The sequence below is a fragment of the Pseudomonas sp. PAMC25584 genome (genome assembly GCF_058135675.1).
The window spans coordinates 2,970,542-2,996,295 of the sequence record NZ_CM176870.1; the positions used below are offsets into that span (position 1 = coordinate 2,970,542).

Here is a 25,754-nt window from a genome sequence, read left to right on the forward strand (position 1 = left end):
GCAAGAATTGCCGCGCGCCCCTGAACCGGCGCGCTCGACCCGAATCACTTACGTGTTCAGCAGGTCCATTGCGGCTTCGGTGTAACGCAGGCCGGCCGTTGCGCCCACCGGGAAGATCGACGTCAGCGCCGCCAATTCGGCAGCAGTCAGGGTGATGTCCAGTGCCGCCACATTCTCTTCCAAGTATTTGCGTTGCTTGGTGCCGGGGATAGGAATCAGGTAATCACCTTGCGCGAGTACCCAGGCCAACGCCAATTGCCCGGCCGTTACGCCTTTTTCCTGGGCCAGGGCTTGCACCTGGTCCACCAGCAGCAGGTTCTTCGCGAAGTTCTCGCCCTGGAATCGTGGGCTGGAGCGACGGTAGTCGTCAGCGGCGAAATCCTCTGGGCTTTTCAAGGCGCCGGTGAGAAAGCCGCGACCTAGTGGGCTGTACGGCACGAAGGCGATGCCCAGGCGCTGACAGGCTGCCAGGCTGCCGTTGTCTTCCTGGTCGCGGCTCCACAGCGAGTATTCGCTTTGCAAGGCGCTGATCGGGTGAACCTTGTGGGCCCGTTCCAGGCTGACGACGGACACTTCGCTCAGGCCCAGGTAACGTACCTTGCCTTGCTTGACCAGTTCGGCCATGGCGCCGACGCTTTCTTCGATGGCGACCTGGGGGTCGATGCGGTGCTGGTAATAGAGGTCGAGGGTGTCCACGCCCAGGCGTTTCAAGGTGCCGTCAATGGCTTCGCGGATGTATTCAGGGCGACCGTTCACCCCGCGCGTCGCCGGGTTAGCCGGGTCGCGCACGAAGCCGAATTTGCTGGCCAGGAACACCTGCTCGCGCTTGCCGGCGATGGCTTTGCCGATCAGTGCCTCATTGGTGTGAGGGCCATACATGTCGGCGGTGTCGAGCAGGGTGACGCCGAGCTCTAAGGCGCGGTGCAGGGTCTTGATGGCTTCCTGGGTGTCGGTGCCGGTGGTGTAAAAGTCCGTCATGCCCATGCAGCCGAGGCCGATGGCGGAAACGTGAGGGCCGTTTTTACCGAGTTGTCGAGTGTACATCGGGTGCAGCTCCTTGGAGGGGAAAGGCCTGCATTGTTGTCCTCGACAACGCTGGGATAAACCGGCTAAAACCGCTATCACTATTAAGAAAATCTAAATAATCCACGAGGACGTCCGGCTTTGGACCGATTTAACGCCATGCGCGTGTTCACACGAATTGTCGAGTTGGGCGGGTTCGCCAAGGCCGCCGACAGCCTGCAACTGCCGCGCGCCTCGGTGACCATCTTGATCAAGCAACTGGAAGCGCACCTTGGCGTGCAGTTGTTGCAGCGCACCACGCGCCAAGTCAGCCCAACGCTGGATGGCGCCGCGTACTACCAGCGTTGCGTCAGCCTGCTGGCGGACCTTGAAGAGACTGAAGCGGTGTTCTCCAACACGCGGCGTAGCCCTCGCGGCACCTTGCGCATTGATATGCCTGCGGGGATCGGGCGCTTTCTGGTGATTCCGGCACTGCCGGAATTTACCGCACGCTACCCGCAGATCAACCTGGAAATCGGCCTTAACGACCGCCCGGTGGACCTGATCCGCGAGGGCGTGGATTGCGTGCTGCGCGGTGGGCTGGCCCTGGATGAGTCACTGGTGGCACGGCCCCTGGCGATGATGGATCAGGTCACCTGCGCCAGCCCTGGGTATCTGCAACGATTCGGCGTGCCCGGCGATCTCGACGCGCTGGCCGGCCACCAAGTGGTCGAGTACTTTTCCAGCGTCAGTGGCAAGCGCTACGGCTTGGAGTTCCAGGTGGGTGAGGAGATTCGTCGGGTCGACTTGCCCAAGCAGGTGGCCGTCAACAGCGCCGACGGTTACCTCGCTGCCTGCGAAGCGGGCTATGGGCTGGTGCAGACGCCGTACTACCACGCCAGGCAGCAACTGCAAGCGGGCAGGTTGGTGGAAGTGTTGAGGGAGATCCAGCCACCGCAATTGCCGCTGACGGCGTTGTACCCGCCACACCGCCAGTTGTCCCAGCGAGTACGGGTGTTTGTCGATTGGCTGGTGGCGTTGTGTGCCGGCTCTGACACTGGGTTGCAACGCAGGCCTTGAGGTCGATGGGTACATCGTTGCTCAGGGAAGCGGTCTCGCTTTCCGACAGGAAAGCGAGGCCCAGAGGGGATTAGCGGTGATAGTAACCGGGCCCGCCACCATAGTAACGATGGTCATGCCAGCCGCCGCCACCGTGTGGGAAAATGATGCAGCCGCTCATGCTCAGGATGATCAACAAGGGAATCAACAGTGTGATTCGACGGAACATTTCAAAATCCTCTTGGGTGCTCACAGGTTCAATCAGGCGACGGACAAGCCAAAGTTTTTCATCGCCTGTAACATGAGACTCTGCCGACCCGATTCCATCCCCGCAAACGGGTATGTGCTTGGCATGTTCGGCGATACAAAGTGGATACATTCTCAAGGTTCAGGAACCCGTCATGACCCAAAAGCAACGTTTGAAATACTCGATTCTGATTTCCCTGGTCGTACTGGGTACGATGTTTGGCCTGTCCTACCTGCAGAACACCGGGGTTATCAGCGAAAAAACGTTTCAGTACATCGCCATTGCGGTGGCGGTAACTGTGGTAGTGATCAATGGAGTGATGCGTCGCAAGGTCAAGCCTAACTTCTGATTCACGTGCGTGGGTCAGGCGCGGCCTTCGAGTACTTTGGCAGCCTCTTCATGGAGGCTGTAGCTTTTATCGGCATTGAGGGTGATCACGCCTTCGCTGCACAGGCGCTTGAGCACCTCGCGCACGCTGAGAAACGACAGCGGGATGCCCAGCTCCAGCAAATGGCTGTGTACACCGCGTACCCCGAGGGTGCGCTGGTTGCCGGCGGCGGTGAGGAGGGCGTCGATGACCTTCAACCGGATCAGGCTGGTACGCAAACCAAAACACTTGAGCAAATGGCGAATGCGCTGATTGCCATGCTGTTCGGGGGCGTTACCGAACGCTTGAGCGCCACTGCCATAAGTGGCATCGGCGGTCGGTGAATGTCCGTCCTTGGGCAGTTGCGAGTTGTACATGCAAAAAACTCCTTATCAGAGCCTGATCAGGAAAATGAGGGCGCTCTTACCTAAATAAGACGAACGAGCGATGCAAATAATGAAGTGCCGGATGTAGAAATTTTGTCGGTATTCGCCTTGTCACATCGCCGTCGCCATAGATAACCGCCTTTTCGCGAAACCGCGCTATGCCAGCAACGCCTCTGCCGAAGTGGTTATGCCGGGCCTTATGGTTTCTGTTTCCGTCACGCGGGCCAAAGTTCTCCTGCAAAAATCTGTAGGTCGCCGGTCAACTCATCCGAGGCAGTGAGGGTGCCTGAGGGGCCGGGTCGTGGGTCTGCCGACCGAACGCCATAGGTGCCCCGTCCCGCTCTTTCATACACGGCAATACCGGTGCCGCCGGTCAATTCGGAAAGCCCCGGAACATTCTGGGTGGTATTGACATGGTGGCGTCCCACCAGGGCAATCCACTTGTCGCCGCCTGCGTGTTGCTCAATGGTGCGGGTGGCGTAGTAGTTGAACTCTTCGAGTCGTTGTGTGGCTTGTTCAGGTGTCTTGATGGCGCCAAACAGGTGGCGTTCGTCGTTGTGCCGGGTCAGGTAAAAATGATCGAGCGGCACGATTTCGATCTGGTTATCTTCGAATTTTTTCAACAGTTCACCCAGGGTCGGGCGTTGGTTGGGGGGGCGGTGTGCGAGCCCGATCCTGCCCATGCCATCATCTTTCCAGCGCATTATTTTGTCGTACACGAGGCCTTCGACGAATAGCTTTTTCACCTTGTTTTGAACAAACAAATCGACGTTGTCATACAAGGTTCGGAAAGAGGCCAGGTTGTTGTGGGATTCTCCAAATACCAGGCCCGGCGCGGTGCTAAACGCATCCGCAATGACGTCGGGGGTTCTTTTTGGGGCGCTGATATTCGGGACAACGGGGCGGGGTGGCTGCCCGTCGGCGGCCATGCGCGTATAGAAATCGCGCATTTCCTGGGTGAATTTGTCACGGGTTGCCTGCTTTCGGCTGGGGGTGAAGTGACCCTCGCTGGGTCGGCCGCGGAGACTGCTCACGTACTCGGAGTCGGGCAAATGGTCTGTTTTGCGCACGTGCTCGACTGGTTGCCCAGCCGGCGGTCGACTGAGTGGCGGGCGTGACGGCCTGCTCAGCGGGTTGAAGCGATGATCACGCGCAGATCGCCCCGGTTGTTGGGGGTTGGGCGATGGCGGCATCAGCGTGTGGGTAGGGGTAAACGAGTCGAGGGTGGGGCCATAAGGCAGCATCGTATCGGAATCGAAGGCATGCCATTTGCTACGTTGGCGCACGGCAGTGCCTTCCACCGAATGTGTGCCGACCTTGAAGAGTCCTGTTGCAGCCGCCTCGTACTGTTGGCTGGCGATAAGCAGGGCCTGGCTGTTTGCCGCGCCACGCAGTTTGCGCAGGCCTTGCGCGCCGGCGCTGACGCCACTCGTGACGAGTCTGCCGGCACCCACCGCCAATTCACCGGTACCGCTCAAAGGGTTGAAGGCATTGAGTGCGGTAACACCGAGGATTTTCCCGCTCTGCGCCAATTTGCCCAGGGTTGAACCCGCGCCCGCTACTGCCTTGCCGAGTCTTGCGGCATTGCCCAGCCCGGCCGTGACAAAGCCAAATGCATCAATCGCCAGGTCAATGGCGCCGTCCTTATAGTTACCGTTGCGCAAGTTCGTGATGGCCGATCTGAGGGGGATCAGGTTCAACAGTGCGTCTGTCGATGAGCTCACCCATGCGCGTCTCGCCTCGGACGGCGTGTTGCCTGCTGCGTGCTGCTTTACTGCAGGGTCGTCAAACCCTAGCGCCTTGATGACAGCGTCGGCGATATAGTGGGTTCGCTGGCTGCGAAAGGTGTTGAATGTGGGGTATCGCGGAGTCTTTTCGTCTCCGTCGGAGTTGTAGGCTGACCCATGGGGGGAGAACGCTTCAATTTTGTTGACTTCATCCGACACATATTGGTGTGGCCGGCGGGTCCTGCTCTGGTCAACCGTGGAAATGATGCCGGTCGTGCTATCGAACTCGTATGTCTGATGGCTGCTTTGATATTCGGTGTGTACGAGGATCTTTGGGCTGGTGTGAAAGAGCTTGTCTTGGACAAAAGGAATCAAACTGGTTCGGTAGTCGTTTTCCTTGAAAAGCGTGATTTTTCCATAATTGAAGCGTCTTCGGTCTGCCAGCGGCAAGCGGTCAAGGGCACTGATGATTGAGTATTTTTTGACCTGCTTGATAGTGTCCAGTGTGCTGGCGAATGCCGTGTCGAAAGCCTGTGGAATATTGAACTGCGGGCTATTGGTGAACTGCGCAAAAGCGTCAAGATTGATGTTCGCGCGCGCGCCTGTGACTTGCCAATCTTGCGCATCGATTTGCAGCCCTTGTTGGGTGATGTCCAGCATCGAATAGGCTTGGCTGAAGCGGGGGGCTTTGGGGTCGTGGGATTTATAGTCGATGCGCAACACCCGGTCCTCAAAGTCATCGCGATCACCGAATGTTGCTTTGAGCAGATCCAGAGCCATCTGTTTACGGCGTGGCAGTGTCGAACCCACCCCTTCGGAAGCGGCGCTCAATGCGCTTTGTTGGGTATTGAAGGCTTCGCGGGTGTACTCGATTTCGGCGTCGTCGTAGGCCGAATCGTCTTTGGTTTCGAGAAAACCGTTCACCAGGCCCCAGTCGATCAAGGCGGCCCTCTGCGCCGATTCACCTGCGGGTGCGATTGAGTCGGCGTTACGCATGACCTCGGTAAAATCCATGTGCAGTGACTTGCCGGGGGCCTGGTCTTCAATCGCGGCCACTGCGATGCACAAGTTGGCCCACGCCTGGCTGCCGTACACCACCGTGGCGGGGATGTCCTTGACCAAGTATTGCGGCGCCACCCGGGCTAACAGCAACCTTGCCCCGAGATCAGCGGTAGCGGCAGAGGTTTTGCCGCTGTCGCTCAGGTGTTTGGCCAGCGCGCTAATCACACTTGCCGGCGACATACCCCAGTGGCTATCGGCCGCGAGGTTGAAGCGCGCTACGGTATTTCTGCGAGGCTGTTCGATGGACTCGGGGTCCAGCCCCAAGTGGATGGCTGTCAGCACATAGTCGTTTGCGCTGGTGTCGGTCGCTATGCCGTCTACTTTGGCTTGTATCGCCAGGCCCAGCGCCTGTGCCTTGGGGGAATCGAGGAGTTTTTCCAGCGCTTTGGCAGGGTCCTGTAACTCGGCGCTGGATAGCGGGTTGCCTTCCAGCAGATACCCCAATGCGCCACGCCGGCTATCGAAAAGTGGCAGGCCCGGCAGTTTCTCAGTGTTGTTGGCCACCACATCGTGCACCACGCGCTGGTGTTCCTCACTGAGCGGCAATGCCCAACTGAGGCCTCCGCCCAAGTTGCCCAAAGGGTGTGACAACGAATGATTGATCAGCGCGTCGGCCATGTCGAAAAGGTCTTCACGCGTGGCCGGCATATACGTGCCGTGGCGGGTGATGAAGGTCTCAAGGCTGATTGTTTGCTCGTGCGCCATCGGGGTTTGACGATGAAGCGCCGAGTCGGGATCAACGTCCATCAGGGTTTCTTGCAGTGCGCGCAGCACCGCCTCGCCCGTGGCATCCGGTGCCAGTGAGCGGGCTGCCTGGTTGAGTTGTCGGGCAAGCGTTTGCAGGTTGCGCCGATGTGCCAGTGCGGTTTTGAGCGCCTGGCGGTTGTCATTGCTGTCGGCTTCGTGCTGCGCGGGCGGGTCTTCGACCAGGGCAATGCTGTCGGTAGGTAAAGCCGCGGGCAGCAGGGGGTAAACCGGCTGAATGGGTAAGCCGGAAGATAGGGTAACGGACGTCATGATGAGCACCTTCTTTAACACGGTGAGGCAGTCCTTGCCGACGAACGCCTTTGTCTGAAGGCGCTCGTTTGGGTGTTGAAAACAGGTGTTTGTGTTCCGCTTGCGGGCTCTGCAGGTTGTCAGAATGTGTAACGGTGGCAATCAGCGCTGGGAGTGTGCTGGTGTCAGGCTAGCCACCATCGCGGCGTAGAAAAATGATGCGGCCTCTTTCGCACTTAAATTATTCGCGGGTTTTTGCGTTCTTACGGTTGGGGTCATTGCCCTGTGTGAGGCGGTTTAATCTGACGGTGGAGTCTGCGTGATTATATGCAACGGGTTGTCCAGGGCGTGTGTGGCGGGGCTGTTGTTGGGAGTGAGCCTGGCCGCATCGGCGCGGGAGGCGGTGGTTCAGGCGGCGGCGGACATCCGGCGGACCAGTTTCGGAGTGCCCCATATCCGCGCCAGCGATGAGCGCGGCCTGGGTTTCGGCATCGGTTACGCCTATGCCCAGGACAACCTGTGCCTGCTGGCCAACGAGGTGGTCACGGTGAGTGGCGAGCGCGCCCGGTTCTTTGGCCCTGAACAATCGACCCTGGAGGCGCGCAACAACCTTGCCAGCGATGTGTTCTTCACCTGGCTGAATACGCCAGATGCGGTGGCCACATTCTGGGCGGCGCAGAGCCCACCGATCCGGCAGCGTATCGAAGGGTACGTCGCCGGCTACAACCGTTATCTGAAAGAGCAGGGCGCTCCGGCCCAGTGCCAGGCGGCGTGGGTGCGGCCGATCACGCCACAGGATGTGGTCAAGCTGACGCGCAGGCTGCTGGTGGAAGGTGGCATCGGCCAATTCGCCGAAGCCCTTGTCGGCGCAACGCCGCCCAACGTCACCGCCTCTGTACCGCGCGACGCCAAAGCCTTTGAACTGGCCGCCGCCCATCAACAGCGCTTTACCCTGGACCGGGGCAGCAACGCCGTCGCAGTGGGCCGGAATCGTTCATTCAATGGGCGTGGCATGCTGCTGGCCAATCCGCATTTCCCCTGGATCGGCGGCATGCGCTTTTATGAGATGCACCTGACCATCCCTGGCCAACTGGATGTAATGGGCGCCGCACTGCCGGGCTTGCCGGTGGTGAATATCGGCTTTAACCAGCATGTGGCCTGGACCCATACCGTCGACACGTCCAAGCATTTCAGCGTGTATCGCCTGACCCTTGATCCCAAGGATGCCACGCGCTACCTGCTGGACGGCAAATCCATCGCGCTGGATAAAACCACGCTTACCGTGCAGGTCAAACAAGCGGATGGCAGCCTCAAAGGGCAGACGCATATCGTCTACCGTTCGCAATTCGGGCCGGTGGTGCAATGGCCTGGCAAGCTCGATTGGGACAACCGCTACGCCTTCAGCCTGCGCGATGCCAACCTGGGTAACGACCGCGTGCTGCAACAGTGGTACGCGATGAATCGCGCCGGCAGCGTCAAGGACCTGCAAACTTCGGTACACACTCTGCAAGGCATCCCATGGGTCAACACCCTGGCCGCAGATGACCAGGGGCAAAGCCTGTTCATGAACCTGTCGGTGGTGCCCAACGTCAGCGCGGCCAAGCTCGCGCAATGCAGTGACCCACGGGCCGGCCTGCAACTGATCATATTGGACGGCTCCCGCAGCGCCTGCGCCTGGGACGTCGACCCGCGCGCTGCCCAAGCCGGGATCTTCGCGGCTGAGCAGTTGCCGCAACTGGAACGTAGCGACTACGTGCAGCATTCCAACGATTCGGCCTGGATGGTCAACCCCAAGGCACCGCTGACCGGTTTCTCCCCAGTCATCAGCCAGGACAACATCGGCCTCGGCCCCCGCACGCGTTTCGCGCTGCAACGCCTGCAATCCCTGGACAAACGGCCGATCAGCGTCGCCGACCTGCAAAACATGGTAATGGACAACCAGGTCTACCTCGCCAGCCAAGTGATGCCTGACCTGCTGGAATTCTGCGCCAAGCACCTCGGCGCCGACACCGCCACCCTGCAACCGCTGTGCGCCAGCCTGCAAACCTGGGACCAGCGCGCCAACCTCGACAGTGGCCTGGGCCTGGTGCATTTCATCTACCTGATGCAACACCTGCAGCAAACCCCCGACGCCTGGCGTGTCACCTTCGACCCGGCCCAACCCCTTACCACGCCTCGCGGCCTGGCCATCGAGCGAGCAGCCGTCTCCAAGGCCTTGCGCGAAGCCATGCTGGCCTCGACCGCCGACGCCAGCAAACACGGGCTCACCGCCGACAGCCGCTGGGGCGATCTGCAAGTCAGCGGCCAAACCCCGATCCACGGCGGGCCGCAACAGCTTGGCATCTACAACGCCATGCAAACCGTGCCACGCGCCGATGGCAAACGTGAAGTGGTCAGCGGCAGCAGCTACCTGCAAATCGTCACCTTCGATGACAACGGCCCCCGGGCTCAAGGCGTGCTGACATTCTCCCTGTCCAGCAACCCCACGTCGAAATACGCAAAGGACCAGACACGCGCATTCTCCGAGAAAAACCTCCGCCCGCTGCCCTTCACCGAAGCGCAGATCAAGGCCGATCCGCAGTACCAATTGCAGGTCATCAAGGAGTAGGGCACGCACGCAAGCCCTTGATGCCAAGGCAGAATATTTTTTGAAATCAAGGGGTTGCAGGCAAATGCAAATGAGTACATAATGGCGCCCATCGAACGCAATGAAGCAATAAAAACTTCAATGTATTCAATGAGTTAGAGTAGAGGCGCGCTTTACATAGCCCACTCAAGTTTGTATGCGGTGAGTGCCAGCAACCAGGGCATTGATCGTTTGAGGCCGAGTAGCAAAATGGTTATGCAGCGGATTGCAAATCCGCCTACGCCGGTTCGATTCCGACCTCGGCCTCCACTCTTAGAAACCCCGTAGATTAACGTCTACGGGGTTTTTTATTGCCTGGGATTTGGGGCGTGTTCTGCAACCCCAAGCTTGTTTGATCGAAACCAGAGTGCAGAACAGCACCAGACGGGGGCAGTTACTTCGTGGGGTTAACGATCTCGCCGACCCGTCTAAGGCCGACCTCTAGTTTCCGACAGTGGCACTATGATGCTTCCTGCCGATAAAAACAGCGCATCGAGCGCTGGCCTTTTCGCATCTGGCTTCCAGTGTTAGATTCGTCGCATTAATACCCACAAGGACAGTGAAATGGCCCGCTATTTCAAAAAGCCAGACAGTGACCAAGTTGAAGAGGTCGATGCATTTCAGGTTCTGGCGATATTCTTTCTCGGCGCGATCTATCTGCTCTTCGCCGGCCTTTGGCGGCATTTGCTAATCTGGGGTATCGCCATAGGCTTGGGTATTTTTGCCGGTCCGCCTTGGATGGCGATCCCTATCGCCGGATTGCCCATTATTTACTGCTTTTTGATACGTAAAATCGTGGCTGACGAGTATTTGAAGAAGGGCTGGTCGGAGGTGCCCGATCCAAAGCTTGCACTCAAGAAAGCAGCGCCAGGCGCTCAGTCTCTCGCAGAGTAGTTGTTTCGAAGCTGGCCCAGATAGTGCTGGGCTTTTTGCCCCTGGCTTCGGCTAAAAGATCGGCGGTGTAAATGTTTAGTAAGCGTCTGCTACTTTTTTGGCTCAGTCCTTGAGGCGTCTAACTCGTTTTGTAGCGAGCGGAGACGGTTGTCATTTGGATGTTTCAGTTTTAGCTCATTCAGATTTGTTTGCGCCGTTGAATATTGGCCGACCTTTATTAAATTTCGTACCAGAACTATTTGAGTTATTCGCCCTGGTGCGATATCAAAAGCCGCTTGGTTAAATACTAGGGCTTTGTCAAAGTCGGCGTACTGTTTGCCGTTGTCACCCATGTATAAGAGACCCAGTACGTTGTTTGCCGCGAGCTGATGAGGGTTGATTCTGACCGCCTGTTCCAGGCGCTCTCGAGCTGTCGGGATTCTGCCTTGCATCAGATCCGCATCTGCCATATTGACGAGATAGTCGTAGGAACCCGCTGGGTAATAGCTGGCTGCTTTTGCCGCATAGTCTCCCGAGCGCGGGTAGTCACCTAACTCATAGTAGCTAAGGGATATATAGCGTAAGGCGGATGCCTTTTGTTGATTGCTGGCCGCCGGGTCGGCTTCAATTTGTTTAAATTTTTCAATGGCCTCCGTGCTGTTTCCATTGTCTTGAAGTGCCTGGCTTTGCGTGAAGTTGGTTTTTATTTCGTTTTTATGTTCGTTGGCCTTCACGAGTTCTCGAACTTTGTCGCAGCCGGACACTGTCAGGCAGAAACAAATCATGAACATTATTTTGACTTTGCGCATTTCATTACTCGACTTTGGCGGACGTGGCAGCCTTAGCATTAAAAAGTTTGGGCGGACTCAGGGGGGGAATGATGCTCAGCCTCGCGTCGTTTTGGGAAGAGGAAACCCGCCGTGGTTGATAAATTTTCCAGAGCGAGGGCGCGTTCAATGTCTTAAACTGCGCCTGCCAAAACAATCACCGAAATCGACACCGGCTTTTTTGCCTCTGGCAATACCTGACCTGAAAACGAATGGAGTAACACCCCATGGAAGGCAACAATACCCAAAACGAATACCGCAAGCCCAATAACCTGGCCGGTCTCGGGCGGCGTTTGGGCGGTCAGTGCATCGATTCGCTGATGACCTTCTTTCTGTTATTCGCGGTAGGGCGCACGGCTGAGGTTTTTGGTTTTCCGTCTGACGTGTCAGGGGTTCTGGCTGTGGGCGCCGCTGCGACGTACTACCTGTTTTCCGACGCTCTGCCCAACGGTCAAAGCTTGGGTAAAAAGCTGCTGGGGATGTCGGTGATCGATGAGCGCAGCTACCTGAGCTGCAATCTGTTGCAATCGTTTATGCGCAATATCACGACGCCCTTTCTGAGTGTTCTGGACTGGATTTTTATTTTCTTTGGTTCACGCAAGCGTCTAGGCGACATGCTCGCATCCACGGTAGTGATCCGCTCCAGGTAATCAGTCTATAGTGGCCAGGTATTTGTAGCCTTTACAACACAATCAATACCATCAAGTTACACGATAGGCGTGACGCACTTCATTTTGAGCGGTCTTATCCATCGAGCATTAAAGCTTGTGGATAGAGAGTCCTGTGATGAAGTTGAATAATCTAACTAAGGCGGCACTGATTGTCGCGTTGTTATCGTCCCTGTCGGGCTGCTGGATATTCATGCCTCCGGGTGGTGGTGGTGGTGGTGGTGGTCACGGTCAGGGCGGCGGCCCAGGCGGCCCAGGTGGTCCCGGTCCGCGTTAAGTAACGGCTTATCAGGGCAAGCCACGCTATTCATCTTGATGAGGCGTGGCTTGCTTTTTTTTGCCTGGCTTAAATCACGGGCAAAGAAAAGCCCGCGATGGGGAGTGCGGGCTAAAAGGTGTTTCTCTAGGAGCTGAAACAACATTAGACGCTCATCTGTGAAAGCCTTGTGAAAGGGCAGACTCAATGTATCTCGATGTATTTTAGGTCGATCTGCCCAGACGGATAAGGTATCTGTCACAGACATGTACCCCCGTTTGCATGCCGCTCCATCTTCATGTCCACCCGCCTGCTGTCAGCCTTTGTGCTGTTGGAGAGGGGCTGCGCTGACGTCAGACGGGCGAGATGGTCGCCAGCAGACCGATACCGATGGTAAGCACCAAAAAGCCAAACAGGAAAATTGCCATCTTGGTCATAAGGCCTCCGAAGGGAAGGGGCGGCAGGAACATTCCTGTCGCGCTCGACAAGGGTGTCGGGAGTGGCCCTATTGTCCGCCTCGATGACATTTCGATACAGGCGCAGATAACAAAGAAAAAACCGTATCAGATGCCTGCGCAAGGCTTTGGTCAGGGGAGTTGGAGAGAGTCGGGTTTATCAAGATCAGCGTGTGAGCCAGGCATTGAGGGTACGGCGCGCTACCTGAGACAGCCGCTGCATTTCGCCCTAAGATGGCGCCCACAGCCTCAACAATAAGAGAGGGCCAACCCTCGATGGAAAGACGTCAATTCAGCGGTGGCATGAAAGGCAAGAACCTGCGCTACCTCAATGAGCCTTCCGGCCATCCGGCCTCGGCCACCCGCGTCGGCTTCCTGCTGCTCGAGCACTTCTCCCTGCCGGCCTTCACCCAGACCCTCGACACCCTGGTCACCGCTAATCTCCTGCGCCCCGAGCTGTTCGCATCGCGCACTTTTGGTTGGGGTGACGGCGAAGTCATCAGCGACCTGGGCCTGGTGATCCGCCCCGATGCACGCCTCGACGTGGCGACATTGCAAACGCTGGAATTGCTGGTGATCTGCGGCGGCTTTCGCACCGAGCTGAAGGCCAGCGACGACTTCATCCACCTGCTGCGCTGTGCTGCCGAGCAGGGCGTCAGCCTTGCCGGCTTGTGGAACGGCGCCTGGTTTTTAGGTCGCGCCGGCCTGTTGCAGGACTACCGCTGCGCCATCCACCCCGAACATCGTCCGGCGCTGGCGGAAGTCTCCAAGGCTGCCCACGTCACCAGCGAGCCGTATGTCATCGACCGCGACCGCCTGACCGCATCCAGCCCGTCCGGGGCGTTCCACATGGCGCTGGATTGGATCAAGGGCCTGCACGACAAGGCGTTGGTCGAAGGCATTGAGGATATCCTGGCCTTCGAGGAGTCCCGCTACCGGCGGATCAAACCGACGGAAAACGTCAGCGTCAGCGCGCCGTTACGCGAGGTGGTGAAACTGATGGACGCCAACCTCGAAGAACCGCTGGAACTCGACCAGCTCGCCGCCTACGCCGGCCGCTCCCGCCGTCAGCTCGAACGGTTGTTCAAGGAGCAATTGGGCACCACGCCGCAGCGCTATTACATGGAACTGCGGGTGACGGAGGCTCGCCGGTTGTTGCAACACACCGAGTTGTCGCAGGTGGAGGTGCTGGTGGCGTGCGGGTTTGTTTCGCCGAGTCATTTCAGTAAGTGTTATAGCGCTTATTTTGGCTACAGGCCGTCGAAGGAAAAGAGGTTGGTCAAGTAGCGCGAGTGAAGCGTATCGATGAGATCTGTGTCGCCAGGTAGGCATTTGCAGGCGCAACTGAAGCGCTGGCCAGTACCAGCAGATCAAGCACGTCTTCCGCCAATTGCAGGGTGCCGCATAAGGTACGCACCTTCGCGTCCGCAGCCTCGGCGGCGGTGAGGCTCACGGATTGGCGCTGGAGTTTGCTGGCGACTGCATTGATGTCGGTAAAGCCGCGAACCTCTGAATCAGCGCCGCCGCTCGGACACGTCAGCCGCCCGCGAACGATGCCCATGCGCTGCGTGCTGTCGCCTTGCACGCTCAATACCAAAGACATTCCATCGCCCGCGACCCAACTGCCCGTCAGCGCGTTTTCAACGGGTAACAGCGTTGATGGCGACGGGGGCTCAAGGCGTGGTTGTTTCTCTACCCGCCGATAGACCAATTTGTCGACATAGGTTCCCGGGCCGGTAAGTTCAGGGAACCCGCTGGTTGCGACCAGCAGGTGGGACAACGTCAGCACTTCGCCGGTAGCCGTCACACTGAACTGCCCGCTCAAACCAGAAGTCCAGTTCCAGCTGGGGTCACAGGGCTCGGCGCCAAGATCGCGCCAGTTAATGGCCAACGCGATGGGTTGGTTTTTTTCACGGTTAGGGCCTGCGCCCAAGGAAATGCCGCTCACCGAATACTTGCCCGTTGAGCCTGTCGAAGAGTGATAGGTGCCATAAATGTGCTGTCCCGACACCGCCAGATTCATGACTGAGCCGTAGTCGTTCTTCCAGGTGCCGGCGATCGATACGGTTTCAATCGAAGGGCCCGGGAGGGCGAGTTTTCCATTGGGGATTGAACGCGCTCCAGGTGTGAAATATGTCGATGACGATCGCGTGATGATCTGCGGACCCTCAGCACGATTGAACAGCCACATGCCTACGGGGGCTAACGAATAGACCTCATGACTGCATTTCACGACTTGATACTCGTACACCGTGTAGCAGTGCTCCATCACAAGTGACCCCACCAGCACCAGGTCGGCCAGGCCCAATGGTGCGAATTGAGGCAAACGCTCGCCTTTTTGTGGGCCTTCTTCGATCAGGCAGTTGTAGAGGTTGGCGCCCAAGGTGATCTCACCGTCGGCAAACCCCAGCACGATGTCGGGTTCTCCTCCCTGCGCAATACGCGCCAGGGTTCGGCGCATTAAACCGTCATCCCCTTTGAACTGCGAAGAGCCTGAGTCGAGCGCGAACTTGAGGTTACTGGCCATGAGCTCTGAGCCGACCGAGTAGGACTTCAGGTCGGCCGACCAGATGTATTCCACACCGGCTAAGGTGCTGTACACCGACCATGCCAAAAATAGGTGCGGGCCCTGGGTTTTCGTGGGGTCCACACCGCCCATTTGGCAAGTGCCGTTGCGGGCTTGGTTATCCCAATCAAATGCGACGAAGGGATGGGCGGGAGACAGTTGGCCGTCACGCATTAATGCCTGGAGTAAAAAGGAGCTGCGCCCCTCGACGTAAGCGCTGCTGCAAGGTAAACCCAGGCCGCCGTCCCAATCGAGTTGCTTGAATTGTTCGCCGTCGTAGGCGGTGGCTAGCAGCAGTTGCGTCTCCAGTGGCGTACCGCAAGGCATTGTCAAAACGTCCGAGGCGGACTCCACCTGCAGGGTGCCCCAGGGGCCAAAGCTGTAAGGCCGCTGCAGGCAATCGGTAAAGGCAAAGGTGCTGGAAGACTGGGCGTCAAAGCGGCCACCGGCAGAATGCACGCACTGGTTGGCCGGACAAAATGCCGAGGTGATCCAGTTCATGTTGGTGCCTGAATCGATTGCGAACTTGAGCGGTTGGCCAGGGGTGCCGAGTTTAAGCGTGCAATACCAAGGCGAAGCACCGTTGTTCTGATAAGGCCCGCGCTGCATGGGGAAAACCAGGCGGTTTTCCAAGTGTTTATTGCTCATGGGAACTCCGTTTCCATTCGGATTGATAGGCGCCCGACCCGTGTCGGGCGCGTGAATGCGCCTGGCAATATTCAGCCTGATCGCCTTGGCGACCACTGCCAGCGGCGAACCCTTCACGTTGTCGGATTCGACGCTGAACTCAGGCGGTTTCAGCGCAACGCCTCGCCTTCGGTTTCCGGCATGAACGCGGCAAGAATGACCGTGACCAAAAGAAAAGCATTGATGATGCTGGTCGTCTGGTTGAACGAAGTGCCGTAGGCGATCAGCGCGCCGATCAGCGATGGTGCCAGTACGTTCGCCACACGCTGGGCGAAAATCGCCCAGCCGTAACCCACAGTTCGTAACGAGGTGGGATACAGCTCACCGATCCATGCCCCCCACACCCCCCATGCGCCGAGGCTAAAGAACGCCAACGCGAAATTGCTCAGGTAGAGCATTTCCAGGCTGTGGGCATTGGCAAAACCATACCCCGCCAGCACCGATGCGCTGATAAACGTCACGATGACTTTTTTGCGCCCAAAGCGCCCCGTCAGATACGACGCGGCCATATAGCCCGGGATCATGCACAACGCCGACAGCGCGATAAAACCGTAGCTCTGCGGCAAGCTCAGGCCGCGCTGCTGCAGCAAGGTGGGTAGCCAGGTTTGCAAACCCCAGTAACCCCAAGAGAAGGTAAAGTTGACCGTGATTTGCAGCAGGCTGACCTTCAGCAGAGCGCGGCTGAAGAGGTCACGCTGGCGACCCGAAGCACTGCGATCAACCTGCAGTTCGCAGTGCTCGGGTATGCGCACCGCCCCTTGGCTCAATACGGCAATCGCCGCTCTGGCCTCCTGTTGCCTGCCGGTAGAGGCTAGCCAATAAGGCGACTCCGGTACCCAGCGTGCCACGGCGATCGCCCACAACCCACCGAGCGAACTCAAGACGATGATCGCGCGCCAGCCTTGCGGCAGTAACCACACCGTGGCGCCCAACGCCAGCAGCATTCCAATGGGCCAACCGGAAGCGAGATAAACCGTCAGCGAGCCGCGCTGGCGCACCGGCAACAGTTCCTGGTAATGCGCGAAGGTCACCACCATCATGCCCACGGCGGCGACCCCGGACAGCAATCGCAGGGCATACAGAGTCGAGTAATCGGGTGCAAACGCACTGGCCAGGGAGATGACGCCATAAGCCCCCAGGCTCCAGATAATCGCGCGTTTACGGCCAATGCGTTCTGCAACTTTGCCCCAGGCCAGCGCACCCAGCAGCATGCCGATGAACATCGCGCCGATCAGGTGGCCCACGCCAAGGGCGTCCAGGCCAAACTCGGCGGCAATCAGCGGCGCGGTGTAGACAATGATCATCATCTCCCAGGCTTCAATCGCAAAGACAAAGAACAGCACCAGGCAACACTGCAGGTGAGTACGGGTCAGGGGAAATTCTCGGAAGACGTCGCCCACGTTGCAGGTGTGCGAATCCGGCGCAGGTTCCGGGTGATCGGTGTGTAGCGTGGAGGAAATATCACTCATGCTGGCGTTCCTTTTGCAATTCAGGCTCTGACGCGGTTGCCAATTGGCGCGGGGTCGCGGAACAAACCAAACCGTTCGATTTCAGCTTCCGGTGGCGGCTCGCAGCTACCGACTCGACTCGGACGCCAGCCAAACCGGCGCTTCATACCCGCCATCGCTTCGGCCACCTTGAATGCCGCGACCACCGGATCTATCACCGGCACGCCGACTTCGCGTTGCACCTCCTCGAAAAAACCGAATTCGATGGTGCAGCCGAGGATGATGGCTTCAGCGCCGTCTTCTTCGACTGCGCGGTGGGCTTGCTCGATGATCTTGCGACGGGTCACCGCGTGATCGCGCTGGAACTCGTCGACGCCCATGCCCAACGGGCGTAGCGAAGCCAGCCGTGCACCGGCGCCATAGCCCAGTACTCGCGCGCGCATCTGCTCGATCCATTTAGTGCGCCCGACAATGATCGAAAAGCGATTGGCCAGGTGTTCCACGACCTGCAGGCTCGCCTGGCAGGGCGCGACAACCAGGGTTTCACCGGATATTTCCCGCGCGTCTTCCAGTGCCGGATCGTAAAAGCAACCCAGCACTAACGCGTCCACGCCTGCCCGGGCGCAATCGCGGGCGATGTGTACGCTGCGTTCATACGTAAGGGCCTCGTAGGCGCGGTATTCCAGGTGCGTCGGGCTGGGCGTCATGTCGAACGACACCACCTCCACCTGAGTGGAAGGCTGCTTGATGCTGTGCAACAGCTCAGCGATGGGCGCGTCAAAGGTTGGGCAGCCGATCGGGTTGAGCCAGCGCACGGTCACTGCAATGTCTTGCGGGGCGATGTTGAAGGTTGAACTGTCCACACGGTATTCCTCGATAGGTGGGTTGAATGGCACTAGAAGAACTTCACCAGGGCCATGGTCAAACTATTGGAATAGGGCAGGTTGTCGCTGTGGTAGTAGTCAACGTTCAGGTTGGCCGACAGGTAGAGCCCCTGTTTGCTGAAACCGGTGTAGGTCATCGCCGGGCCGATTTTGCCTTCGCGCGATTCCTTGAAGTCGGACGCTGAGCGATTGTTGATGTGGTAGGCGTGATGGACGCCCAGCCACACATCGTCGGTGACCAGGTAGCCCGCGGCGATGTCGGCGAGCCAGAAGCTGACGCCGCCACGCAGGCGTGTCGGGTCGCCGTTGCCGAGATCGCTCGCGTGACGATTGCGCGCGGCGTAGTGGATGCCGGCCGGCGTAAAGGTGGCGGCAAAACGACCCACGCGCAGGTAGTTGGCGACGCTGAAGCTCGCGCCATAGCGGTTGGCAAACGCGCCGTAACCGGTGCCTTCATCGTTGCCGTTGGGAAACTCCAGGGAGAGCGTCGGGTTGACCCAGAAGGTGGTGAAGTCATCGGAGCCATAGGCACTCTTGGGCTCCACCACGTTGTAGTAATAGGCCAGGCCGAGGTTCGGCGACGCCACGCCCCACGCCCCGTTGTTGCGAGCGCTGTTGTCATTGTTGTAACCCGTATCGGCGCCGACCCAAAACTGCAATTGGTCGCGCTGCGTCCCGGTAAAGCCAGTTTCCGAAAAGTACGCCAGGACGGTGTTGCTGCCCGCACGCACGCTGCCTTTTGTCGTGCGGCTGAACACGGGAAACGATTCCAGGGCCCACTGTCCGGGTACGCCCGGTTGGGCGAAGCCAATGAACTGTTCGCCGTGTGCCGGGGGCGTGATCCCCAAAACCAAGGCAAGTGCGGGCCCTACCCATAAGCGCGATGAGTGTTGCAGTTTCATGTGGGTGCTCTCTTTTTGTTGTTGTTCTTGAAGGCCGAGCCGCAGGCGGGGCGCGGGAGGCGTCCCGAAGTCACGTCACCAGGCCGTATACCGACTGAGCGGTCGCCGCATCGAGGTAGCCGTTCTTCAGATCGTCGCGCACCGCGTCCGGATCTCGTTGGCTGGCGGGGCCATACCCGCCGCCCGCGCCGGTACGCACCCGAACCAAGTCACCCGCGCTCAACGCGATGCCGCTGGCCATCGCGTGGCGCTCGCGTTGACCGTCCTTGCGGATGACTTCGACGTAGTTGGGCGTGCCTTCCGCCCCCTGTTCCAGGCCCCAGGGCGGAACGACCGAGCGGGTGTAGCCGCAGGTCATGAAGCTGCCATCGGCGCGAATCCGGTAATCGATGCACACGCCTCGGCCGCCTCTAAATTGCCCATGCCCGCCGGGTTCATCGTTCAAGGCCATGCGCTCGACATACAAGCCATAGCGCGCCTCGCAGACTTCGACGGGGCAGTTGTAGGTTTCGCCATGCAGCCCGGAGTAGACGGCGTTGTTGCCGTCGCGCCCGGGTTCGGCGCCCCAACCGCCGATTTCCGGTTCAACCAGGGTGAACAGGCGGCCGGTGTCCGGGTGCACGCCGCCAATGATCGTGGCGCACACCGAGGCGAAATTGCCGGCGGGCAAGCGCTCAGGAAAGCGCTGGGCCAGGCAGCACAGGATCAGGTCGTGAACCCGGATCAGGTTCTCGAAATAGAAGCCTTCGGCGGCGGGGGGCAGCGCGTCGAACAGCGAGCCGGGGCGGGTCAAGACCCTGAGAGGGCGAAACGTGCCGCCATTGGTAATGCCTTGGGGGGCGGTCAATGCCTTGAAGGCCATCTGTGCCGCAACGACGGCGCCGTCGCGGCTAAGGTTGGTTGGCCCTTGGCATTGGTCGGGATTGTCGCGCAAATCGATGACCATTTCGGTGGCGCGGATGTCGATCCGGACCTTGAACAGGCTGCCGTCATCCTGCGGTTCTTCCAGATTGAACTGCCCCGCAGGCAGTGCGCCCAGGGCTTTGAGGGAGACCTTCTCGCCCAGGTCCATGAAGTCTTTCATCGCCAGCAAAAACAGCGCGCTACCGTACTTGCTCGTCAGCTCGCGCAGGCGCATTGCTCCACCGCGCACTGCAGCCACCCCAGCCCACAGGTCGCCCTCCATGAAATCCGGCATCCGGGTATTGGCGCGCAGGATCTGCAACACCGAGCGGATCGGCTGGCCGCGGCTGATCAGCTTGACCGACGCCAGGCGCAGACCTTCCTGGAAGATGTCCGTCGCCTCCGTTGACAACGACCCCGGCACGCGCCCGCCGACATCGCTCCAGTGCGCGATGTTAGCGGTCCAGGCGACCAACTGGCCCTCGGCAAAGACCGGCATGGCCAGCACCACATCGTTGAGGTGAGTCACTGCGCCGTCGTGGGGGTCATTGCTGATGAAGACGTCACCGTCCTCGATGTCCTGCGGCAACGGATGGTGCAGCAGAATCTTCTTCACGGCCTTGTCCAGCACGCCGACAAACGCCGGAATGCCTGCGCCGGAACTCGCGATTTCGCCGTGCGCGTCGGTAATCCCGGTGCCCATGTCCAGCACTTCGTAAATCACCGGGCTCATCGCGGCTTTGCGCATGGCGGTGAACATTTCGTCGGCAATCGCCTGGAGCGAGTTCTGGATGATGTCGCGTGTAAAGATATCAAGCGTACTCATTGCAGCGCTCCTTCAGCCGTTGATCATGATGTGCAGGTTGCCAAGGCGGTCGACGTGTACGCGGTTGCCGGGGTGAACGACCACTGTGGTGCCGGCGTCTTCAACGATTGCCGGGCCGAAAAATGTCATCAGCGGTTCGAGCAAGTCGTAGTCGTAGAGGCTCGCGTTGTGGCAGCCCTCTTGGGCGTAATCCACACGGCGCTGGCCTTTACAGGCGGCGCTGACGTGGCGCCCGGTGATCGGTAGCGCTTGGGGCGTCAACTTGCCGATCTGTGCCGTGGCGACCAGGTGAAAACCGATAATTTCCAGCGGGGCCTGCAGGCGATAGGTGTGGTGCTGTTCGTAGAGACCATGAAAGCGCTGCTCGATCAGTGCCCAGTCCGCGTCGAGACATTCGTGCGGGTTGAGAGGCACCTCGACTGCATGTTCCTGGTTCTGGTAACGCAGCTTGCAATGCACCTGGAGCTCGACGTGTTGTGGGGGGATCGCTTCGGCGACGAATTGCTCGCGAGCCGTACCGCTCAATTCGTCGAGGAACTGCTGCGCCTGCTCAAGGTTGCCGGCCTGGGCTGTATCCACAAAGCGGTTGATAAACAGGTCGCGGCGCAAGTCCGAGAGCGTCATGCCCCAGGCCGAGAACACCGAGGCACTGCGCGGGATGATGACCTTGTTCACGCCCAGTTCCTGAGCGAGCGCGACGGCGTGCATCGCGCCGCCGCCACCGAAGGCCATTAGGGTCAGTTCGCGTGGGTCGTGGCCACGGCTCAAGGACACCAGTTTCAAGGCGTTGACCATGTTGTCGTTAGCCAAGCGCACGATGCCGCGGGCGATCTCATCCGCCGGTAATCTCAGGCGTTGACCCAGTGCGTTCAAACCATGCATAACGGCGGGCAGGTCAGCCTTCACGTGGCCGCCACAAAAGTAGTCCGGGTTGATACGCCCAAGCATCAGGTTGGCGTCGGTCGTGGTGATGTGCGTACCGCCGTTGCCATAGGCGGCGGGGCCTGGCACCGCGCCGGCGGACTGTGGCCCCACGTGCAGTTTGTCGAAGTCGTCGACCCAGGCGATGGAACCGCCGCCGTTGCCGATTTCCACCAGGTCGACCACGGGCACCATGATCGGATAGCCGGCATTGATCCTGTTGCGCTCAATCCAGTAATCGGTCTTGATCGACACCTGGCCGTTACGGATCAATGCACATTTGGCCGTGGTGCCGCCGATGTCGAGGCCCAATATGTTCGGCTCGTCGATCAGGTGTCCCAGTTGCGCAGCGGCCCAAAAACCGCTGGCCGGGCCTGACTCGACCATGGTGATCGGTGTCTGGCGGGCGTGCTCTACACTGTCGACGCCGCAGTTGGATTGCATGATGTACAAGGGCGCCTTATAGCCGCTGTCACGCAGGCCAGCGGCCAGGTCATCCAGGTAACGCGCAGCAATGGGTTGCACGTAGGCTGAAAGCACGGTGGTACTGGAGCGTTCGTATTCGCGCCATTCACGGGTGATCTGATGGGAGGCCACCACCGATACCTGTGGCCAGAGCCTGCGCACTTCGTTCAGTACCGCCTGCTCATGGGCCGGGTTGGCGTAGGCGTGCAACAGGCAGATAGCAATGGCTTGCACATTGTCGGCACGAAAGGCATCGAGGATTTGTGGCAGTTGCGAGAGGTCAAGCGGCTGACGTTCCTGACCATCGGTGTGCAAGCGGCCCGCGACTTCGCGGCGCAGGTAGCGGGGCACGAAGGGGGCCGGTTTTACCCATTTGAGATTGAAGTAGTCCGGCCGGTTGGCGCGTGCAATCTCCAGCACATCGCGAAAGCCCTGGGTGGTAATCAAGGCCGTCTTGACGCCGCGACGTTCGGTCAGGGCATTGATCACCACCGTGGTGCCGTGGGCCAGAAAGTCCACGGTGTTCAGGTCCACGTCGGCCTTGCCGATGACGTTGAGTACGCCCTGGGCGAAGTTCGGCGGGGTGGTGTCGACCTTGGCGGTACGAATGGTCTGTTCGCCGGTGACCGGATCGCTTTCGAAATACACCAAGTCGGTAAAGGTCCCGCCGACGTCGGTGGCCACGCGCACTGTTTTGCCGTCCGTACCCACAGGGCATCTCCTGTTGTGTTTATTGTTATGGGCGCCAGGAGAAGGGGTCTCACTGGTGTTGACGGGATGCTAGGGCGCGGCGCACGGCGGCGACTACACACGGGGCGGGTAGGTGGCAACGATCGGGGCCGATCGACTACCCGCACGGGTAGGTGGGTGGGTCAATGAAAAGGCGTCAGCATCCCCAGGCGCAATGCGGCGGCCATGGCGGCTGTGCGACTGTCCACGCCGAGCTTGGCGAATACATGCTTGAGGTGGAATTTCACGGTGTTTTCAGAAATATCCATGGCCTGGGCAATGGCTTTGTTCGATCGGCCTTCGGCGAGCAGGGCGAGGATCTGTGTCTCTTTGGCGCTGAAGGGCGTGCGTGGGCGAACGGGATGGGCGCGCCATCCGCGCAGGCGGGTGATCACTGTGGAGTGCCTGGAATGGCTGTCGGAGCAGGCTTCCAGGGCGGCGAGTACGCAAGGTCCGGCCTCGAGTAACAGCCCAGGCAGGGCGGCTGCGGGTATCGACGCCAGGGTTGCGTCCAGCGCTACCGCATGACCTTTACCGTGAGCCGCCAGGGTCAGCACTTGCAGGCGCCATGCGGGCAGGCGCAAGCCTTGCGCCTGCAGCACCCCGACCCCGTGTTGCAGGCGATTGAGCGCGGCACCGGACGCACCGGTCGCGAACTGAAGCCGGGCCAATGCCAGCGTAGCCGCCTCCAGGTTACGCCAGTCCTCGGCGTTGTTCGCGGCGTGTTCGAGGTTGGCGGCCAGTGCTTCCTGGCGCGCCTGGGTCAACGACCCGCCTTGCACCAATAAGTCGACTCGCCAGGCGCAGACCAATCGTTCCAGGCGCTGCCAGTTGCGCGCGGTAGCCAGTTGGGCGGCGTGTTCAAGCTCCAGCAGTGCCGGTTGCAGGCCCAGATTTCGCAGGGCGCAGCGCCCCGTCACCTCGGCGGTGGTGGCCGCGATCTCCAGCCAGCCGTCGGTATGTTTGAGTGACGCCCAGCCATCGCGAAACCAGGGCGTCGCCTCGGCCCAGGCACCTTGCCAATACAAGTGCTGCGCCTTGAGGCAGCCCACCAGCGCCCTGACCGAGCTTTCGCTGCCAAACTGACTATCGGCAATGACCAGTGCGTTATCGACCATCTGCGCTGATGCCGAAAGCTGGCCCCCCAAGGCCAGGACCTGCGCCTCGTGGATACGGCAATAGTTCTCGCCCCGCGAGCTGGCGGCCAAGCGCATCTTGATCTGCGCCGAGCGGATGCTTTGCAGGGCTAAAGGCAACTGCCCCTGCCTCAGTGCCTGCAAGGCGTGGACGCACTCCAGCGTACCCTGGGCAAGTACGTCGTCGCCTGCGGTGCCTGCGCAATCGCGCGGTTTGAAGCGATCCATGTAGGCATTCGCGAGCGTGTGGATGACGTGAAAGTCCCGCGCCAGGCGAGGGTCATCCTCGACCCTGCTGTGGGCGAGGTACAGCAATTGCGTGGCGAGCGCGTGATCGCCGAGTTTGGCGTGCAGATAGGCCTGGAGCAGGAGCAAGTCCGGTGCCTCCCGGCGGATTTTCTCGTCGAATAAGCCCAGCAGGCTCTGCGCATAGCGAATGCCTTTGTGCAGCACGACCTCCCAACTGCCGGCGCGCACGACCAGCTCCACCGCCAGTCGGGTATCGCCGGCGCGCAGCGCATAGGTGATTGCCTGTACCCAATCTTTTTCCCCTGCCAGCCACTGGGCCGCGGCGTAGTGGATGTCGCGCGCGATGCTGGCGTCGATGCTTTGGTTGAAAAAATCCTGGAGCAACCGGTGGTGGCGGAACCACTGGCGGTCCGCATCCAGGGGCACCAACAGGGCATCCAGATGGGCCAGTTGCACCAGCCTTTGCGCACTGTCGCTGCGGCCGCGTACAGCGTCCGCCAGCTCCGCGTTGAAGCGCTCCAGCAGGGCCATGTCGCGCAAAAAGTCCTGGCCGTCTTGGGGCAGGCGCTGCACCACTTGCCCGGTCAGGTAGTCGGCCATATCGGCGATACAGCCTGAAAAGGCGCTCAGGCCGTACACCGATGCGTCGCCATTGGCGCACCACAGTCGGGCCAGTTGTACGGCAACCGGCCAACCTTCGGTTTTCGCGTGCAAGTGTTGTTGTTCGGTCGGCGAAACGGCGGGGCCGAGGATTTCGGCGGTTTCGACCTCGGTGAATTTCAGCGCTTGGGCAAACACTTCGTGTACCCAGCCGTTGGCCTTCCACTGCGCCAGCGGCCAGCCTGGGCGGGCGCGGGCGGATACTGCCCATTCGAGCCACGGCGCCGCCTGTTCCAGCAAGGCCTGTACCAGGGCGTCAAGCGCAGCATTTGCCGCTGCGTGATAGTCGTCAAGAAACAGCGTAACCCGGCGGTTTTCCAGGGCGAGCGCGTGGAGAAGGGCGGTGATCGTGCGGTGCGGCTGCACATCCAGCGACTGGGCGTGCGCCAGGCGTGTCAGATGGCCAAGATCAAGCCCCGCTCGATCCAGCGTCAAGATCAGATAGGACAGAAAACGATTCGGGTCGCTGTCGGCCTCATCCAAAGACAACCACGCGACGGTTGCCGCTGGTGTGCTCGACAGCAGGGCTTGCCGCCATTGCATCAACAACGTGGTTTTCCCGTACCCGGCGGGCGCGACCAGCAGCACCAGAGGCCCCCTTGTCCGGGCATGCAAGGAAGCCAATAGCGCCTGGCGAGGTAAGGACGTGAGCAGCGTCAACGGCGGCGCCAGTTTGCCAACCCAGCACCATTCACTGACTACAGGGGGAGAAATGTGTTTATTCATGGCTGCGGGCTCATGCAGAAGAAGGCCGCTTGGGGTTGTATCAATTACGTTTTGGCTCAGGGGGGGCGAATAGTTACGTGATGTTTATTCAGTGTATGAAG

18 protein-coding genes and 1 tRNA gene are annotated in these 25,754 nt (G+C 59.7%); 7 read left to right on the forward strand and 12 right to left on the reverse strand.

Going from position 1 to position 25,754, the window contains the following annotated elements; translation table 11 throughout:
* Positions 1 to 48 precede the first annotated feature (48 nt).
* Positions 49 to 1,044, reverse strand: coding sequence for an aldo/keto reductase (locus ACS5Q8_RS13590; RefSeq protein WP_443699391.1), 996 nt, complete (start codon positions 1,042 to 1,044; stop codon positions 49 to 51).
* Positions 1,045 to 1,164: 120 nt separating this feature from the next.
* Here ACS5Q8_RS13590 and ACS5Q8_RS13595 point away from each other — a divergent pair, with 120 nt between their 5' ends.
* Positions 1,165 to 2,082 carry a LysR family transcriptional regulator gene (locus tag ACS5Q8_RS13595; RefSeq protein ID WP_426101605.1) on the forward strand — a complete coding sequence of 306 codons (918 nt, stop codon included), beginning with the start codon at positions 1,165 to 1,167 and terminating at the stop codon, positions 2,080 to 2,082.
* A 70-nt stretch (positions 2,083 to 2,152) separates the two neighbouring features.
* On the opposite strand, the gene ACS5Q8_RS13600 is transcribed toward ACS5Q8_RS13595, so the two are convergent.
* The gene (locus tag ACS5Q8_RS13600) at positions 2,153 to 2,290 is read right to left on the reverse strand and encodes a hypothetical protein (protein ID WP_247399408.1); all 138 of its coding nucleotides are present in this window, start codon (positions 2,288 to 2,290) and stop codon (positions 2,153 to 2,155) included.
* A gap of 172 nt (positions 2,291 to 2,462) precedes the next feature.
* Between ACS5Q8_RS13600 and ACS5Q8_RS13605 the strand changes: the two genes are divergently transcribed.
* Positions 2,463 to 2,657 (forward strand): hypothetical protein, encoded by a 195-nt coding sequence (locus ACS5Q8_RS13605; protein ID WP_017846379.1) that lies wholly within the window; start codon positions 2,463 to 2,465, stop codon positions 2,655 to 2,657.
* A 14-nt stretch (positions 2,658 to 2,671) separates the two neighbouring features.
* Here the strand turns inward: ACS5Q8_RS13605 and ACS5Q8_RS13610 are convergent, their stop codons facing one another.
* Positions 2,672 to 3,052, reverse strand: a complete 381-nt coding sequence (locus ACS5Q8_RS13610) for a fe2+ zn2+ uptake regulation protein (RefSeq protein ID WP_276192838.1) — start codon at positions 3,050 to 3,052, stop codon at positions 2,672 to 2,674.
* A 224-nt stretch (positions 3,053 to 3,276) separates the two neighbouring features.
* The gene (locus tag ACS5Q8_RS13615) at positions 3,277 to 6,867 is read right to left on the reverse strand and encodes a membrane-targeted effector domain-containing toxin (RefSeq protein WP_443699392.1); all 3,591 of its coding nucleotides are present in this window, start codon (positions 6,865 to 6,867) and stop codon (positions 3,277 to 3,279) included.
* 298 nt (positions 6,868 to 7,165) lie between these two features.
* On the opposite strand from ACS5Q8_RS13615, the gene pvdQ reads away from it, so the two are divergent.
* The 3 genes from pvdQ (at position 7,166) to ACS5Q8_RS13630 (ending at position 10,366) form a co-directional block, all read left to right on the forward strand.
* Complete coding sequence (gene pvdQ / locus ACS5Q8_RS13620) at positions 7,166 to 9,454, forward strand: bifunctional acylase PvdQ (RefSeq protein WP_465160311.1); 2,289 nt, start codon at positions 7,166 to 7,168, stop codon at positions 9,452 to 9,454.
* 214 nt (positions 9,455 to 9,668) lie between these two features.
* A tRNA-Cys gene (locus ACS5Q8_RS13625) sits at positions 9,669 to 9,742 on the forward strand.
* Between the two features lie 294 nt (positions 9,743 to 10,036).
* Complete coding sequence (locus ACS5Q8_RS13630) at positions 10,037 to 10,366, forward strand: hypothetical protein (RefSeq protein ID WP_276192842.1); 330 nt, start codon at positions 10,037 to 10,039, stop codon at positions 10,364 to 10,366.
* Positions 10,367 to 10,455: 89 nt separating this feature from the next.
* Here ACS5Q8_RS13630 and ACS5Q8_RS13635 read toward each other — a convergent pair whose 3' ends face one another.
* The gene (locus tag ACS5Q8_RS13635; RefSeq protein WP_426102803.1) at positions 10,456 to 11,154 is read right to left on the reverse strand and encodes a tetratricopeptide repeat protein; all 699 of its coding nucleotides are present in this window, start codon (positions 11,152 to 11,154) and stop codon (positions 10,456 to 10,458) included.
* A gap of 245 nt (positions 11,155 to 11,399) precedes the next feature.
* Here ACS5Q8_RS13635 and ACS5Q8_RS13640 point away from each other — a divergent pair, with 245 nt between their 5' ends.
* Together ACS5Q8_RS13640 and ACS5Q8_RS13645 are read left to right on the forward strand one after the other, a co-directional pair.
* Positions 11,400 to 11,822, forward strand: coding sequence for an RDD family protein (locus ACS5Q8_RS13640; RefSeq protein WP_276192845.1), 423 nt, complete (start codon positions 11,400 to 11,402; stop codon positions 11,820 to 11,822).
* A gap of 1,032 nt (positions 11,823 to 12,854) precedes the next feature.
* A complete protein-coding gene (locus ACS5Q8_RS13645) occupies positions 12,855 to 13,838 on the forward strand; it encodes a GlxA family transcriptional regulator (RefSeq protein WP_443697477.1) in 984 nt (327 codons plus the stop codon).
* On the opposite strand, the gene ACS5Q8_RS13650 is transcribed toward ACS5Q8_RS13645, so the two are convergent.
* The 7 genes from ACS5Q8_RS13650 to ACS5Q8_RS13680 all read right to left on the reverse strand — a co-directional run bounded on the left by ACS5Q8_RS13650 (position 13,831) and on the right by ACS5Q8_RS13680 (position 25,653).
* Positions 13,831 to 15,765, reverse strand: a complete 1,935-nt coding sequence (locus ACS5Q8_RS13650) for an avidin/streptavidin family protein (RefSeq protein ID WP_465160312.1) — start codon at positions 15,763 to 15,765, stop codon at positions 13,831 to 13,833. The genes ACS5Q8_RS13645 and ACS5Q8_RS13650 overlap by 8 nt on opposite strands.
* Before the next feature lie 149 nt (positions 15,766 to 15,914).
* On the reverse strand, positions 15,915 to 17,273 hold the full coding sequence (locus ACS5Q8_RS13655; RefSeq protein ID WP_247399433.1) for an MFS transporter: 1,359 nt from the start codon (positions 17,271 to 17,273) through the stop codon (positions 15,915 to 15,917).
* A 20-nt stretch (positions 17,274 to 17,293) separates the two neighbouring features.
* Positions 17,294 to 18,115 (reverse strand): aspartate/glutamate racemase family protein, encoded by an 822-nt coding sequence (locus tag ACS5Q8_RS13660; RefSeq protein ID WP_443699780.1) that lies wholly within the window; start codon positions 18,113 to 18,115, stop codon positions 17,294 to 17,296.
* Between the two features lie 32 nt (positions 18,116 to 18,147).
* A complete protein-coding gene (locus ACS5Q8_RS13665) occupies positions 18,148 to 19,038 on the reverse strand; it encodes a hypothetical protein (protein WP_276192849.1) in 891 nt (296 codons plus the stop codon).
* Between the two features lie 70 nt (positions 19,039 to 19,108).
* Entirely contained in the window at positions 19,109 to 20,767 is a 1,659-nt protein-coding gene (locus ACS5Q8_RS13670) for a hydantoinase B/oxoprolinase family protein (protein ID WP_443699781.1), read from the reverse strand.
* 12 nt (positions 20,768 to 20,779) lie between these two features.
* The gene (locus ACS5Q8_RS13675; protein WP_276192851.1) at positions 20,780 to 22,864 is read right to left on the reverse strand and encodes a hydantoinase/oxoprolinase family protein; all 2,085 of its coding nucleotides are present in this window, start codon (positions 22,862 to 22,864) and stop codon (positions 20,780 to 20,782) included.
* A gap of 161 nt (positions 22,865 to 23,025) precedes the next feature.
* Complete coding sequence (locus ACS5Q8_RS13680) at positions 23,026 to 25,653, reverse strand: winged helix-turn-helix domain-containing protein (protein WP_465160313.1); 2,628 nt, start codon at positions 25,651 to 25,653, stop codon at positions 23,026 to 23,028.
* Between the last annotated feature and the right edge of the window lie 101 nt (positions 25,654 to 25,754).

Bases quoted from the DNA above. Each gene is read 5' to 3' on its own strand.
- ACS5Q8_RS13590 (WP_443699391.1), bottom strand. From the start codon at position 1,044: ATGTACACTCGACAACTCGGTAAAAACGGCCCTCACGTTTCCGCCATC.
- ACS5Q8_RS13600 (WP_247399408.1), bottom strand. From the start codon at position 2,290: ATGTTCCGTCGAATCACACTGTTGATTCCCTTGTTGATCATCCTGAGC.
- ACS5Q8_RS13605 (WP_017846379.1), top strand. From the start codon at position 2,463: ATGACCCAAAAGCAACGTTTGAAATACTCGATTCTGATTTCCCTGGTC.
- ACS5Q8_RS13610 (WP_276192838.1), bottom strand. From the start codon at position 3,052: ATGTACAACTCGCAACTGCCCAAGGACGGACATTCACCGACCGCCGAT.
- ACS5Q8_RS13615 (WP_443699392.1), bottom strand. From the start codon at position 6,867: ATGACGTCCGTTACCCTATCTTCCGGCTTACCCATTCAGCCGGTTTAC.
- ACS5Q8_RS13630 (WP_276192842.1), top strand. From the start codon at position 10,037: ATGGCCCGCTATTTCAAAAAGCCAGACAGTGACCAAGTTGAAGAGGTC.
- ACS5Q8_RS13635 (WP_426102803.1), bottom strand. From the start codon at position 11,154: ATGCGCAAAGTCAAAATAATGTTCATGATTTGTTTCTGCCTGACAGTG.
- ACS5Q8_RS13640 (WP_276192845.1), top strand. From the start codon at position 11,400: ATGGAAGGCAACAATACCCAAAACGAATACCGCAAGCCCAATAACCTG.
- ACS5Q8_RS13645 (WP_443697477.1), top strand. From the start codon at position 12,855: ATGAAAGGCAAGAACCTGCGCTACCTCAATGAGCCTTCCGGCCATCCG.
- ACS5Q8_RS13650 (WP_465160312.1), bottom strand. From the start codon at position 15,765: ATGAGCAATAAACACTTGGAAAACCGCCTGGTTTTCCCCATGCAGCGC.
- ACS5Q8_RS13655 (WP_247399433.1), bottom strand. From the start codon at position 17,273: ATGAGTGATATTTCCTCCACGCTACACACCGATCACCCGGAACCTGCG.
- ACS5Q8_RS13665 (WP_276192849.1), bottom strand. From the start codon at position 19,038: ATGAAACTGCAACACTCATCGCGCTTATGGGTAGGGCCCGCACTTGCC.
- ACS5Q8_RS13670 (WP_443699781.1), bottom strand. From the start codon at position 20,767: ATGAGTACGCTTGATATCTTTACACGCGACATCATCCAGAACTCGCTC.
- ACS5Q8_RS13680 (WP_465160313.1), bottom strand. From the start codon at position 25,653: ATGAATAAACACATTTCTCCCCCTGTAGTCAGTGAATGGTGCTGGGTT.